Annotated in this window: 13 protein-coding genes; 10 read left to right on the forward strand and 3 right to left on the reverse strand. The window is 53.2% G+C overall.

Annotated features, from left to right (window positions below):
• The first annotated feature begins 177 nt into the window (after positions 1-177).
• The 4 genes from murA (at position 178) to LG294_RS07150 (ending at position 4,459) form a co-directional block, all read left to right on the forward strand.
• The gene (gene murA, locus LG294_RS07135; RefSeq protein ID WP_404290872.1) at positions 178-1,497 is read left to right on the forward strand and encodes a UDP-N-acetylglucosamine 1-carboxyvinyltransferase; all 1,320 of its coding nucleotides are present in this window, start codon (positions 178-180) and stop codon (positions 1,495-1,497) included.
• 95 nt (positions 1,498-1,592) lie between these two features.
• Positions 1,593-2,285: a lysophospholipid acyltransferase family protein gene (locus LG294_RS07140; protein ID WP_404291680.1), complete on the forward strand. Its 693-nt coding sequence runs from the start codon at positions 1,593-1,595 to the stop codon at positions 2,283-2,285.
• 27 nt (positions 2,286-2,312) lie between these two features.
• A complete protein-coding gene (locus tag LG294_RS07145; protein WP_404290874.1) occupies positions 2,313-3,347 on the forward strand; it encodes an NAD(P)H-dependent glycerol-3-phosphate dehydrogenase in 1,035 nt (344 codons plus the stop codon).
• Positions 3,347-4,459 carry a D-alanine--D-alanine ligase family protein gene (locus LG294_RS07150; RefSeq protein WP_404290876.1) on the forward strand — a complete coding sequence of 371 codons (1,113 nt, stop codon included), beginning with the start codon at positions 3,347-3,349 and terminating at the stop codon, positions 4,457-4,459. Before LG294_RS07145 ends, LG294_RS07150 begins: the two co-directional genes overlap by 1 nt.
• Before the next feature lie 96 nt (positions 4,460-4,555).
• On the opposite strand, the gene LG294_RS07155 is transcribed toward LG294_RS07150, so the two are convergent.
• Positions 4,556-4,978 carry a DUF3515 domain-containing protein gene (locus LG294_RS07155; protein ID WP_404290878.1) on the reverse strand — a complete coding sequence of 141 codons (423 nt, stop codon included), beginning with the start codon at positions 4,976-4,978 and terminating at the stop codon, positions 4,556-4,558.
• 165 nt (positions 4,979-5,143) lie between these two features.
• Here LG294_RS07155 and LG294_RS07160 point away from each other — a divergent pair, with 165 nt between their 5' ends.
• The 4 genes from LG294_RS07160 (at position 5,144) to rsmD (ending at position 9,977) form a co-directional block, all read left to right on the forward strand.
• A complete protein-coding gene (locus LG294_RS07160) occupies positions 5,144-6,190 on the forward strand; it encodes an LCP family protein (RefSeq protein ID WP_404290880.1) in 1,047 nt (348 codons plus the stop codon).
• A gap of 133 nt (positions 6,191-6,323) precedes the next feature.
• Positions 6,324-7,178 (forward strand): DAK2 domain-containing protein, encoded by an 855-nt coding sequence (locus LG294_RS07165; RefSeq protein WP_404290882.1) that lies wholly within the window; start codon positions 6,324-6,326, stop codon positions 7,176-7,178.
• The gene (recG, locus tag LG294_RS07170) at positions 7,168-9,357 is read left to right on the forward strand and encodes an ATP-dependent DNA helicase RecG (RefSeq protein ID WP_404290884.1); all 2,190 of its coding nucleotides are present in this window, start codon (positions 7,168-7,170) and stop codon (positions 9,355-9,357) included. The genes LG294_RS07165 and recG overlap by 11 nt, the downstream gene beginning before the upstream one ends.
• 29 nt (positions 9,358-9,386) lie before the next feature.
• Entirely contained in the window at positions 9,387-9,977 is a 591-nt protein-coding gene (gene rsmD, locus LG294_RS07175) for a 16S rRNA (guanine(966)-N(2))-methyltransferase RsmD (RefSeq protein ID WP_404290886.1), read from the forward strand.
• On the opposite strand, the gene LG294_RS07180 is transcribed toward rsmD, so the two are convergent.
• A complete protein-coding gene (locus LG294_RS07180) occupies positions 9,948-10,730 on the reverse strand; it encodes a spermidine synthase (RefSeq protein ID WP_404290888.1) in 783 nt (260 codons plus the stop codon). The genes rsmD and LG294_RS07180 overlap by 30 nt on opposite strands.
• Entirely contained in the window at positions 10,727-11,938 is a 1,212-nt protein-coding gene (locus LG294_RS07185; RefSeq protein ID WP_404290890.1) for an aminotransferase class I/II-fold pyridoxal phosphate-dependent enzyme, read from the reverse strand. The genes LG294_RS07180 and LG294_RS07185 overlap by 4 nt, the downstream gene beginning before the upstream one ends.
• Before the next feature lie 113 nt (positions 11,939-12,051).
• Here LG294_RS07185 and coaD point away from each other — a divergent pair, with 113 nt between their 5' ends.
• Both coaD and galU read left to right on the forward strand, forming a co-directional pair.
• Entirely contained in the window at positions 12,052-12,525 is a 474-nt protein-coding gene (coaD, locus tag LG294_RS07190) for a pantetheine-phosphate adenylyltransferase (RefSeq protein WP_404290892.1), read from the forward strand.
• A gap of 78 nt (positions 12,526-12,603) precedes the next feature.
• The gene (galU, locus tag LG294_RS07195) at positions 12,604-13,506 is read left to right on the forward strand and encodes a UTP--glucose-1-phosphate uridylyltransferase GalU (protein ID WP_404290894.1); all 903 of its coding nucleotides are present in this window, start codon (positions 12,604-12,606) and stop codon (positions 13,504-13,506) included.
• The last annotated feature ends 116 nt before the right edge of the window (positions 13,507-13,622 follow it).

Here is a 13,622-nt window from a genome sequence, read left to right on the forward strand (position 1 = left end):
ACTGCGAGTCGACTCGCCAATACTCCAACCCTGAAAGCATGCTCACAATGTGTGCGCCACGGGCTAAACTGCCCTGAACTGCTCCTGCGATGGCGGTATGCTTGCTAAGTCCTGCTTGTTTTGTTGGCCCACCGGTCCGGGCAGGAAAAACGACTACGCGATGAGGTTTATTCATACATGGGTAAGATTCTAACGGTCCATGGCGGTGTTCCCTTGAAGGGCACCGTTCGAGTAGGCGGCGCTAAGAACCTAGTCCCTAAGGCAATGGTTGCAGCACTGCTCGGAAGCACTCCCTCGGTACTACGCAACGTACCGGAAATTAAAGACGTCGCTGTAGTGCGTAGCCTTTTGGAGATCCATGGTGTCAAGGTTTCCCAGGATCCTGAAACCGGGGATCTGACCATGGATCCAGCCGCAGCGAAGAGCGCCTCGAATCAGGCGATTGACGCCCATGCAGGTGACTCGCGTATTCCGATTCTTTTCTGCGGCCCGCTCATCCATTCTCTTGGCGAAGCCTTCATCCCTGATCTGGGAGGCTGCCGCATCGGTGATCGCCCAATCGATTTCCACCTCGAAGTCTTGCGCGAATTCGGCGCGGTCGTGGACAAGGAAGCGGCAGGCATTCGTATCTCCGCACCCATGGGCCTGACCGGCGCAAAGCTCGAACTTCAGTATCCAAGCGTAGGAACCACCGAGCAGGTACTGCTTTCTGCGGTCCGCGCCAAGGGTGTGACCGAAGTCAGCAATGCTGCTATTGAGCCTGAGATCTTGGATCTCATTTCCTTGCTTCAAAAAATGGGTGCCATCATTTCGGTTCACCGTGACCGTGTCATCCGAATCCAGGGCGTTGAAACTCTTCGTGGCTATGACCACTACGCGTTGCCTGACCGCAACGAGGCAGCCTCTTGGGCTTCGGCGGCATTGGTCACCAAGGGGGATATCTTCGTTGAAGATGCCCAACAGCGGGATCTGACGGCATTCCTCCATGTCTACCGCCAGATCGGCGGAGAGTTTGAAGTAGCCCATAACGGCATTCGTTTCTACCACCCAGGTGGCGAGCTGAATCCGTTGATTCTGGAAACTGACGTGCACCCAGGGTTCATGACAGACTGGCAGCAGCCATTGGTTGTCGCATTGACGCAGGCGAGTGGCGTTTCGGTGATCCACGAAACTGTTTATGAAAACCGATTTGGCTTCACTGATGCGTTGGTGCGCATGGGTGCCACGGTGCAGGTGCATACAGATTGCTTGGGCTCCACTCCGTGCCGATTCGGACAGCGGAACTTCAAGCACTCCGCCGTCGTACTAGGCCCAGCGCAGCTCAAAGGTGCAAACATAGACGTTCCTGACCTCCGAGGCGGTTTCTCTCATATGATTGCTGCGCTAGCCGCAGATGGCACCAGCAAAGTCACCGGAATCGAAATTATCAACCGCGGCTACGAGCACTTTATGGACAAGCTCACTGCCCTGGGCGCAAATGTTGAACTGAGCAACTAGGGGAACACTGGATCGTGACAGATAATCTAGTGCACCGGGAAACAGCGAAATCCAAGACTGTCTTTGCAATCTTGGCCGGTGTTGTACGCCCGGCAATGAACGTGCTGATTGGCAAGACATGGAAGGACTTTGACAAGCTTCCCTCCGGAGGCTTTATCCTTTGCCCCAATCACCTCACCGAAATTGACCCACTGGTTGTTGGCCACGCGATTTACAGCAGTGGCCGCCTACCACGCTGGTTGGCCAAGGAATCCTTGTTCAAGATCCCAGTACTTGGTTCTGCTTTACGTGCCACCGGCCAAATCCCTGTTTCACGCAGCGCGTCGAACGCGGCAGATTCGCTAAGTGCCGCGAAGCGGGTCCTTGAAGCAGGCGGTGTCATTGTCATTTACCCCGAGGGTACGTTGACGCGTGATCCGAACTTGTGGCCAATGGTCGGACGCACTGGGGCCGCTCGTCTCGCATTGCAGACTGGTGCTCCGGTAGTTCCAATGGCGCATTGGGGTGATCAAGAGCTGTTTCCTCGCTATGCCAAGAAGATGCACCCATTCCCACGAAAACACGTCACTCTGAGTGTGGGGGAGCAAGTGCAACTAGATGACCTGCGCGATGGCCCTCGTACCCGCTCGGTATTACAAGAAGCAACCGACCGAATTATGGCTTCGATTACCGATTTGCAGGCGGAACTGCGTCAGCAGACTCCGCCCGAGAAACTTTGGAATCCAAGCGAACATGGGCAAGCATCAACCGGTCGAGAATTTGATGCACCAACACCTCCAAACGACTAAGTCTCTTCACCTAGCGAAGGAATCGCCTTGAGTAAGCCGTTACCACGTAAGATCGCCGTCATGGGTGCCGGAAGCTGGGGAACAACCTTCGCGAAGGTACTTGCGGACGCGGTGCCTGAACTGGACATTCCGGTGCAAATTTGGGCCAGGCGTGATGAGGCCGCAAAGGAAATCAACGAACGGCACACGAACTCACGTTATCTACGTGATACAAAGCTTCCAGCCAATGTGACCGCATCTTCAAGTATTGAAGAAGTATTGACCGGTGCAGACTTAGTGGTCTTGGCGATCCCTGCCCAGTCGCTTCGCGAGGAACTAGCGAAGTTCGCAGCGCACTTTGAGCAGGACGTCGTTTTGCTTTCCTTGATGAAGGGCCTTGAACGCGGTACGGATCTGCGTATGAGCGAAGTTATGGCTGAGATCACCGGAATTCCCGCAGATCGCATCGCGGTACTTTCCGGACCGAATTTGGCAATGGAAATTGCCCGCGAGCAGCCAACTGCTTCGGTGGTTGCCTGCACCAGCAATGAAACGGCACATTGGATAGCACAATTGTGCTCTGCACCCTATTTCCGTCCTTATACCAATGAGGACGTGCTCGGCGTAGAGCTTGGGGGCATTGTCAAAAACATCATTGCCCTGGCAGTTGGCATGTGCGACGGCATGGGCATGGGGGACAACACCAAGTCCACGGTCATTACTCGTGGTTTGGCGGAGACCACACGCCTAGTTATTTCCCTTGGCGGGCGTTTGGACACCTTGGCGGGCCTGTCTGGACTGGGCGATCTGGTAGCAACCTGTTCGTCCTCGCTCTCGCGAAATAACACCGCCGGCCGGCTTCTCGGGCAAGGGCTTTTCATTGAAGAAGTCAATGACCGGATGTCGCAAACAGCTGAAGGGATCAAATCTGCCCGTGCGGTCTTTGATCTCTCGCGCAGCCACGGGGTAGAAATGCCGATTACCGAAGCAGTGGTGATGGTCTTGGAAGGAAACTTAAGCGTGGAAAACATGGCTGAGCGCCTTCTGGCCCGAGAATTGAAATCTGAAGGGGAACAGCAGTAATGAGTCAGCGTAAACCACGAGTACTACTGCTCTTTGGCGGCCGTTCCTCTGAACACTCGGTGTCTTGTGTAACAGCAGCCGGCGTGATGCAGGAAATCGACAAAAATCGATTCGACGTGATTCCAGTAGGGATCACCCGTGAAGGCGCCTGGACTTTGGTTGATGAGGATTCATCGGGGTGGACATTGAGCTCCGGAAAACTCCCGGAAATCACCGTAGCTGACAGGCCGGTGCATCTTTCAAATGATTCCGAACGTACTTCCTTATTGCACTACTCGGACTCCCAGATCACGGATTTGGGTCAGATCGACGTGGTGTTCCCATTGCTGCATGGCCCCTTCGGTGAAGATGGCTCCATTCAGGGAATGCTTGAAATGTCGGGTGTCGCCTATGTAGGTTCAGGCATTGCCGCCAGCGCCATAGGCATGGATAAGCATTTCATGAAAGTCGTGTTCGAAAATGCAGGGTTCAACGTAGGACCCTACGAAGTTATTACTAACAAGCAGTGGCTACGGGACAGCGAATCGGCCCTCGCTCGGTGCAAAAACTTGCAGTATCCATTGTTCGTCAAACCTGCACGTGCAGGCTCCTCGGTGGGCATCACTATGGTTGAAGATTCTTCAAATCTTCGGGCAGCCATTGAAGCGGCTCGTATTGAAGATCCGAAAGTCATCGTTGAGCAAGGAATTAGCGGCCGAGAAATAGAGTGCGGGGTACTTGAAGGCCGTAGCTCAGCGCCCGCCCGCGCATCAATGCCTGGCGAAATCGCTGTTGCTGGCGACGCACATACCTTTTATGATTTTGACGCAAAATACGTTGATGGAACAGCCGCGAAACTTAGCTGCCCGGCGGTGCTCAGCGATGAAGCCACGGCCACCATTCGTGAATTGGCTGTCAAAGCATTCGATTGCATTGATGCCGAAGGGCTATCCAGGGTCGACTTTTTCTACACGCCGGATGGCCAGTGGATCGTTAACGAGATCAATACGATGCCCGGCTTCACGCCTTCCAGCATGTACCCACAAATGTGGGACAAAACTGGGATTGGCTATAGCGCACTGATTGACGAGTTGATTGCCCTGGCCTGCGAGCGAAAGATCGGTTTACGCTAGTTCGCTTAAGAAGTGTTTGACCGCCGACTACTCTTGATCTCGGCGGTCAAACACTTCTATGCATTAAAAGGGTCTGCATCGGTTCGCAGATGACCTTTAGAGATCTACAGTCTTGTCGACACTGACGCAGGCACCCTCAGCCGGAATGCGCGATGCTGCCTGGGAAAGCGAAGCCAGAACCGTACTTGATGGAATGACTTGCGGATCCAGAACTACTTCGGTAGCTGGTGTACGACCGTATGTGGTCAGTGTCCAAACTCCGCCGTCACCTTCGTGGGCAATCCAATCCACATCATTGACCGATACACACGGATCTGTGGTTGGTCCGGGCACCTCGACTCCGCAGCGTAAGACCACCTTTGAAGGGTCGCCCCAAGCGGACGTCGCCTGTGAATTCGTGCTGCGACGCTCAGCGTCGCCAATGAAGTCGGGGAGGATGACCATCATCTCGGCGCACAATGGATTTCCCGCATCTGCAGCAGGCTCAACAGCGGCAATGGAGCCGCACGCGGATAGCATGGGTGCAAATACCGCCAATCCAACAACTAGCGCACTTATACGCCCAATCCTTAGATTAAGTTTTGATGACTCTTGACTCTTATTAGTGAAAACTGGCACTTTATCAGCCTACCGTTCGTTTCTGAAAGATAGGATGTAAAGAGTTGAAACTGTGAAAGGTAGCATATGTCCTTTGAAGAGCAACCTGTACGACCGCGTGCGAAGAAGAAACGCACGGGCCGTGGAATCCTTATCGGGATCCTGGCATTGGTCGTTATTGCCGGTTTGGTAGCCGGTGGGTACGTATGGAACCTTGGCCGCACCTTTGATGAGAAGAGTGACAAGATCGCCGAAGCCTTCCCGGCAGAGGAGACGCGCCCAGAAGTCAAGGAAGAGTCAAAAGATGCCGTAAATATTCTGCTCCTCGGAAGCGACACACGAGCAACGCGTGATGCCGATGAAACCGAAGATGAATTTGGCACTTTACCTAACGGTGGACGTTCGGACACCATGATGTTGGTGCATATTCCGGCTGACCGCGATGGCGTATTTGTCACTTCGGTCATGCGTGATACTTGGTTGGACATTCCAGGAGTCGGCACTGCCAAGATCAACCGTGCTTTCGCCAGCGGCGGCGTTCCAAAGGCAGTTGAGACCTTAGAAGGACTCTTCGGTGTACGTATCAACCATGTCGCTTCTATTGACTTCGAAGGATTCAAAGGGCTGACGGACGCGCTCGGTGGCGTGACCGTCAATAATCCTCAGGCTTTCCGTCAGTCAATAACTAATGGCATGTATTTCCCAGCCGGGGTCCAGACTCTAGATGGCGAGCAGGCCTTGGCATTTGTTCGAGAACGTAAGTCGTTCCCGGGCAGCGACTACGGGCGTGTCAAGAACCAACAGCTGTTTGTCAAAGCAATGCTCGGACAGATCATGTCTAAGGATACTTTGACCAATCCAGCTAAACTGAACAGCGTCGTCAGCGAGATGGCTCCATTCATCGCGGTTGATGAGTCTTTGGACGCATCTACCGTGGCTGGCTATGCCACGTCAATGATGAATGTTCGTCCTAACGACATGACATTCTTTACACTTCCGAATAATGGTCCTGGTCGTTCAGCGGATGGACAGTCGATTGTGATTCCGGACATGGAAACCATTGACAAGTTTGGTACTGCATTGCAGGAAGACAAGATGGATGAATTCGTGAAAAGCACGGACCTCTCCCGCTAAGAACTGAAAGACCCGATTTCCCATGACACAAAAACTCGATACCTCCGTGCGCGCCATAGGTGATTGGTTGCAGCGGAGCGTCAAGAGTCTCGGGAATCATTCTGATCGACTGAATGCTATTAATGTTTTCCCCGTGGCCGATGGGGACACAGGGAGCAACCTGTATCTCACCGCTCGGGCGGGACAAGACGCGGTTAGCAAGCTGGAAAGCGATGATATCGGCGCATTTCTGGAAGTTGCCGCCCGCGCCGCTATGGAGTCGGCGCGTGGCAACTCGGGAACGCTTCTTGCGGTCTTCCTTAGCGGCCTAGCCGAACCTTGGCTCGGCCACGATAGGCTGAACGCCAGGATTTTGGCCAAGGGTCTGGAACGTGCAAAAGTCCGCTCATGGTCCGCATTAAGCGAGCCAGTGGAAGGCACCATGCTCTCGGTGATCAGCGCCGCCGCGCTGGCTGCCGGTTCCACCCTGGCCCACCTGAAAATTGATGCTGAAAGCCGCGCAGCGCTCGACTCGGTGCTAAGCCAGGTATCCCAGGCTGCACGTATAGCCGTGCACGGCACTGAGAACGAATTGCCTAGCCTTGAAAATGCTGGCGTAGTAGATGCTGGCGCGGTGGGGATGCTGGTAATTCTTGATGAGCTTTGTGCAGCTATCCGCGGTAAGGACACAGACTTTGAGTATTATGAAGGATTCCACGGTTATCATGTCCAAGATCCGCATGTGCATCTGATCCAAAATGTTGATCAAGGTGTCGAAGTAATGTGCACTATCACCTTGGACGCTTTGGGAGCCGCGACATTGCGCGGCCAATTGGATCGAGTCGGAGACTCCGTAATCATGTCGCCGGTCAATGCAACCAGCGAGGAATTCTACCGCTGGAGAGTCCATGTGCACGTTGCCCAAGCGGAGACTGCACTGGAACTCATCCGCCAACAGGGCGAGCCGGTGAACGTAAGCGTCACCGATCTGTGTACTCATGATGGATGAAATCCATTCGAATGCTTTTGAGTTAACTGAGCTTTCCGAGGTTTTGGGCTCCAAGAATGCCGGCGCATTGGAGAAGGCCTTCGGTTACACCTCCGTTGGACAGTTTCTCTGGCACTTTCCTCGTCGCTACGTGGATGTGGGGGAGTTAACTCCCATTGCCGAACTGCCCTTTGACGAACACGTCACGGTAGTTGCCCAAGTGGTCAACGTGAGCCAGCGTCAGATGCACTCCCGGCGCGGATTCATCTTTGAAGTTACGGTGAGTGATGAACTTGCCAGTAATGGACAAGAACTCCGAATGACCTTCTTCAACGGCTACCAAGCGCGCACTGACCTGCAGCCTGGAACCATTGCGATGTTCAGTGGCAAGGTGGGCTGGTACCAAGACCATTTGCAACTGAGCCAGCCGGATTACGCGATTCTGGACACCGCTTCGCAGGCAGATCCGCGTCCGATACCGATCTATCCGGCCTCGGCTAAAATGCCGAATAAGAAAATTCGTGATCTCATGGGCCTGCTGATGGAGAAGTTCACCGAAGAACACCTTCCGGAGTTCCTGCCACCAAAGATCCTTGAACAGCATCATTATCCGCGTCGTGCGAAGGCCTATCAAGATAGGCACAGCCCGCGTGAAATCAAACAGGCGTACATTGCCCGGCAGCGCTTCGCCTTTGAAGAAGCCTTTTTGCTGCAACTTTCATTAGCCGAACGAAGCCGAAAGCTGGGAAGACAACCTGCAATTGCGCGGTCGCAGGTAAAAGATGGCCTCGCCGACAAATTTGAATCGAAGTTGCCATTTCAGCTCACTGAAGATCAGCTGGAAGTTGGAGCGGAAATCACAGCTGACCTAGCTAGAGATCATCCAATGCACCGGTTACTTCAAGGCGAAGTTGGTTCGGGCAAAACCGTTGTTGCCCTTCGCGCAATCTTGCAAGTCATCGACGCAGGGGGACAAGCCGCGCTGTTGGCACCGACGGAGGTTCTGGCCGCGCAGCATTATTCCTCTATCAGGAAGATGCTGGGAAGCCTAGCGGAGCCTGGCCTCTTCGGAGAGGGCGAAGGAACCGGGGTTGCATTGCTGACCGGTTCGGCCAAAACGGCCCAACGAAGAGAAGCCCTGTTGGGCATTGCCAGTGGTGAGACGGGACTGATCGTCGGTACGCACGCGCTCCTAGGTGAACACGTGCGATTTGCCGAACTGGGCTTAGTCGTCATCGATGAGCAGCATCGATTCGGTGTAGAGCAGCGTGACGCGTTGCGCGCCAAGGGCGAAGACGCAGTACCGCATACGCTCGTCATGACTGCTACTCCCATCCCGCGAACGGTCGCGATGACCGTCTTTGGTGATTTAGACACCTCCACCATCAGGAAACTGCCTGCGGGACGTGCCCGCATCTCCACGCATATCGTTCCCATGCAGCTCACCGGATACCGGGACCGACTTTTTTCGCGGATACGTGAAGAAGTCACCAAAGGGCATCAGGTCTATGTGGTCTGTCCGAGAATCTCGGAAACTGCAGCGGAGCAAGGAATCTTAGTAGCCACCGCAGAAGACGGTGCAAACCAAACTATGAGCGTCGAAGCAATGGCTGAGCTGCTTTCGTCTATGCCTTCATTCACTGGCGTTAGGCTTGAAGCTTTGCATTCTCAGCTTGATTCCTATGACAAGCAAGACATCATGGACGAATTTGCTGCAGGACAGATTGATGTCCTTGTATCAACCACGGTGATTGAAGTCGGTGTAGACGTCCACAATGCGACCTTGATGGTGATTATGGATGCCGAACGATTTGGTATATCTCAACTTCACCAGTTGCGAGGACGTGTCGGCCGTGGAGGGTTGCCAGGTACCTGCCTACTGACTACCTGGTTGGATGCTGACCACCAATCAGTGAATAGACTGCGCACCGTTGAATCGACACTGGACGGATTCGAATTAGCCGAAGCGGACCTTGCCGAACGCAAAGAAGGAAATATTCTTGGCGTTCAACAGTCAGGTAGCCAGTCAACGCTACGCGAGTTGAGTATCATCAAAGACCGTGTATTGATCGAATCAGCCCGTGATGACGTTAAAGAGCTCATACAATCGGGAAATTGGGCCACCGAGCACTCACAGCTCGCAGCAGTTGTCGGATCCTGGATTGATCAGTCCACCAGCGAATTCTTGAATAAAAACTAAAATCTATACTTCGAAAGTGGCATCAATACATGAGCCGTATTATCTCCGGCATAGCCGGTGGCACAACTTTGAAGTCGGTCCCTGGAGATGCCACGAGGCCCACCACCGACAGAGTTAAAGAGGCATTGTTCTCTAGGCTGGAAAGCTGGAATGTCATTTCATCGGCACGTGTACTTGACCTTTTTGCCGGTTCTGGTGCACTGGGTTTGGAAACAGCAAGCCGCGGCGCGCGTCAGGTATTGCTGGTAGAGCTGGCACCAAAAGCAGTTAGCGTGTGCCAGCAGAATGCAGAGAAAATCAATGAGAGCCTAAAGAGCAAGGTCGCTTCGGTCCAGCGAGGCAAAGTGGATTCTATACTTGCAGGTTTCTTCGATGAAGAAACTTCCCTGCCACGCAAGACATTCGATCTGGTTTTCATGGATCCGCCGTACCCATTGACTGAGCAGGAACTGGCGGTGACTCTGGAGAAAGTGTCGCAGATACTAGCAGAGGACGCGACCCTAGTAGTTGAACGCTCGAGTCGTTCTCCAGAACCCCTATGGCCGTCGAGCCTTGAGAAGATTGCGGATAAGAAATACGGAGAGACTCACCTATGGTTTGCCGAACCGGTCCAAGTCTAAAGAGTGCTTGACCGCTGACGGAAAGGGGCCCGCAGCTTGACAAGCTTGGATAACCGAATCCTCAATTCTGTCCTTTGAGGCGGTAAGGATGAGATTTCCGGGGAATCGCCGAGTGAACATCTCGGGAGTAGAGCTAAGCAGTACGTGGCCGAAGGCAGTTTGTGCAGCCGAAACTTGGCGATCGGTGAAAGCCAGCGGCGGGTCGTCTCCGATATTAACGAAGAGCAAACCGTCTGGGGCCAATGAATTGTTAAGTTCTCCATAGTACTCTGGCGTGGTCAGATGTTCCGGGGCCTCGGGTCCACTAAAAATGTCCACGACGATGACGTCATAGAGCTCTCCCGACAACTCGTCGTGTAGCACCGCGCGAGCATCCGCCACCAGCGTCCGCAATCGGCATTCTTCTGGCAAGGGAAGATGCGTCTGGACAAAATCGAGGAGTTCTCGTTCGATGTCAACGGCAACGTGCGTGCTATTCGGATAACGTAGGGCACCCCAACGGGCCAAGGTCAGTGCTCCGGCACCTAGATGCAGGAACTTTAGCGGCGCTGTCCCGGGACGCAATACGTTCAAATGATTGGCAATTCGAGCCAGGTATTCATAGAAAATTTGTTCCGGATCGATCAGATTTACATGCGATTGTTCGGCATCGCCAATGGCTAAGATCTTGGCGCCGGGAACTAGAACATCCTCATAAATGGTTGCGTGAGCCTGAACACCCCCGAGCCAGCGTTTGATTGGTTTGCTGGTCATTTCGCTAACTCTTTCGGAAGGGTTTGGAGCAGCTCTACGGCACGGGTAATAACTTCGGGCTTCTTGCAGAAGGCAAAACGCAGTAGGGATGCGTAATCTGCTTGATTCTCTTGGTGCGCGAATACGGATAGCGGGATTGCAGCAACGCCAATTCGTTCGGGCAGCAACTTAGCCACTTCCTCAGCGCTTTCTATGCCCTGTCCCTTCAGATCGGCGACTAAGAAGTAGGTACCCTTGGGGCGAATTACTGGAATCCCCACGTCTTCTAAACCAGCAGCAAGTTGTGCACCTCGCGCACCGAGATCGGCGGAAAAGTTTTCGAAGAATGAATCCGGAAGCGCCAGAGCTTCAGCGACGGCTGGCTGGAAAGCGGGCCCAGAGGAATACGAGAGGAACTGCTTGACAGTACGTATGGCAGTGACAAGTTCTCTAGGCCCAGATGCCCACCCAACTTTCCAGCCGGTGAATGAAAATGATTTGCCAGCAGAAGAGATGGTGACGGTGCGTTCAAAGCCACCAGGAAGAGTTGCGATGGGAACATGTGGAGTTTCGAAGGTCAGGTGTTCGTAGACTTCATCTGCCAAGATGAGGCAATCATGTTTATGTGCGAGCGCAATTATTTCATTCAACACGTTCTCGTCGAAAACAGTGCCGGTGGGATTATGCGGATTGTTGACAATAATTAGTCGTGTTCTGTCTGTGACCGCAGCCCGAAGTTCGTCTAGGTTGGGTGCGAATGACGGTGCTCGTAGTTTGACTACCTTGTGGGCAGCATTTGCCAACCCAATCATTGCGGCATAGGAATCGTAGTAAGGCTCAAAAGTGACAACCTCGTCACCAGCTTCGACAAATGCCAAAATGGTTGCAGCGATGGCTTCCGTGGCACCGGTTGAGACGACCACCTGCGTGTCAGGATCAATTTTCAAATCGTAGAAACGCTCTTGGTGATCCGAGATAGCCTGTCGCAACGCAGGTATGCCGCTGCCCGGAGCATATTGATTCGCACCACTTCGGATTGCTTTGACTGCCAATTCTCGAATTTCTTCCGGGCCTTCTGTATCAGGAAAACCTTGACCCAAATTAATCGCGTGGTGCCTATTCGCCAGCCCGGTAATCTCCTCAAAGATTGTGACCCCAGGTTCTCCCGATGGTCCTAGCAGATTTGCACCCCGTGCTGTACGCCGCCATGGCTTTGATTCGTAGGTCATAGATCAATTATCCTTCGTATAACGAAATTCGCGTTAGGTAACACGCATGAATAGTTACGTGACAGCCCGTTGAAAATCACGCGCTATCAGCGGTTTGTTGATAGATTCAATATATGCGCAGAGCTGTATGCCCAGGATCCTTCGATCCCATTCACAATGGCCATGTTGAAATCATTGCCCGTGCGGCGAGCCTCTTTGACGAGGTGATCGTTGCAGTGTCGACGAACTACTCTAAGAAGTATCGTTTTAGCGAAGAAGAACGAGTCGCTATTGTCGAAGAGACAGTAGGTGGTCTTCGTGGTGTTACCGCTATGCCTATGGGGCAGGGACTACTCGCGGATTTCTGTAAAGAGCATGGCGCCGAAGCCATAGTCAAAGGACTGCGCAGTACCGTGGATTACGCTTATGAGATCCCCATGGCCGCCATGAATCGCCACCTCACGGGCGTTGAAACCGTCTTCCTACAGGCCGACACAAGATTTACTCATCTGTCTTCGTCGCTGCTCAAAGAAGTGCAGGCGCTCGGTGGGGATGTCGCTGAATACTTTCCACGTGCAGTTATCAAGAGGCTCTCGAAGAAACCATAAGAGATATTCAGATTCAACACCAGCTAGATACCTGTCCGGAGAGATTTGGACAATTTTGAACGGTAGGAACCAAAACACATGACACATTCATCACGTATTACCAAGGCCGTCATCCCGGCTGCAGGGCTAGGCACACGATTTTTGCCGGCGACGAAGGCAATGCCAAAAGAGATGTTGCCAGTCGTTGATAAACCAGCAATCCAGTACGTTGTCGCCGAAGCTGTAGGGGCTGGCCTGACCGACGTATTGATGATTACTGGCCGCAGCAAGCGAGCACTTGAAGACCACTTTGACCGGGTGCCCGCACTTGAGGCTACTTTGGAAGCCAAGGGGGATGAGAAAAAACTGCGTTCGGTTCGAGAAGCAACCGAGCTAGGCGACATCCACTATGTCCGCCAGAGTGATCCGCGCGGATTGGGCCACGCGGTGCTATGTGCCAAGCAGCACGTAGGGAATGAACCATTCGCAGTGCTACTGGGCGATGACCTTATCGACTCTCGTGATGAATTGCTCTCGATAATGGTGGAAACTCAGCAGAAGACCGGCGGTTCCGTCATTGCTCTCATGGAAGTTGAGCCCGAACAGATAAGTGCATACGGCTGTGCGGATGTGTCGGCTGTTGAGGGCGAAGATTACGTGAAGGTCAACGCGTTGGTGGAAAAACCCAGCGTCGAGGAAGCACCGAGTAACTTAGCGATTATTGGACGTTATTTGCTTCACCCGCAGGTTTTCGAAGTTTTGGAACACACGGCCCCGGGTAGAGGTGGAGAAATCCAGCTAACCGATGCGCTGCAAGAACTAGCAGTAGGCTCCGGCGAAGGTACCGGTGTTCACGCTGTTGTGTTCCGCGGACGTCGCTACGATACAGGCGATAAGCTGAGCTACCTCCAAGCTAATGTAACGCTTGCCGTTGACAACGAAGAACTCGGACAGGGTATGAAAGCGTGGTTGCGTACATTCGTCGCAAACCTTGAAGACTAGAAGTAATGGGCTACTCAGGATAATCACATTTATCTTGAGTAGTCTTTTTCTTTGCCCCTGTAGCGAGCATACAACTTGCCACGTGGGCAGACACTAGACTTTCTTTGAGAAGCTGC

The organism is Glutamicibacter arilaitensis (genome assembly GCF_044793945.1).
Classification (GTDB): Bacteria; Actinomycetota; Actinomycetes; order Actinomycetales; family Micrococcaceae; genus Glutamicibacter; species Glutamicibacter arilaitensis_B.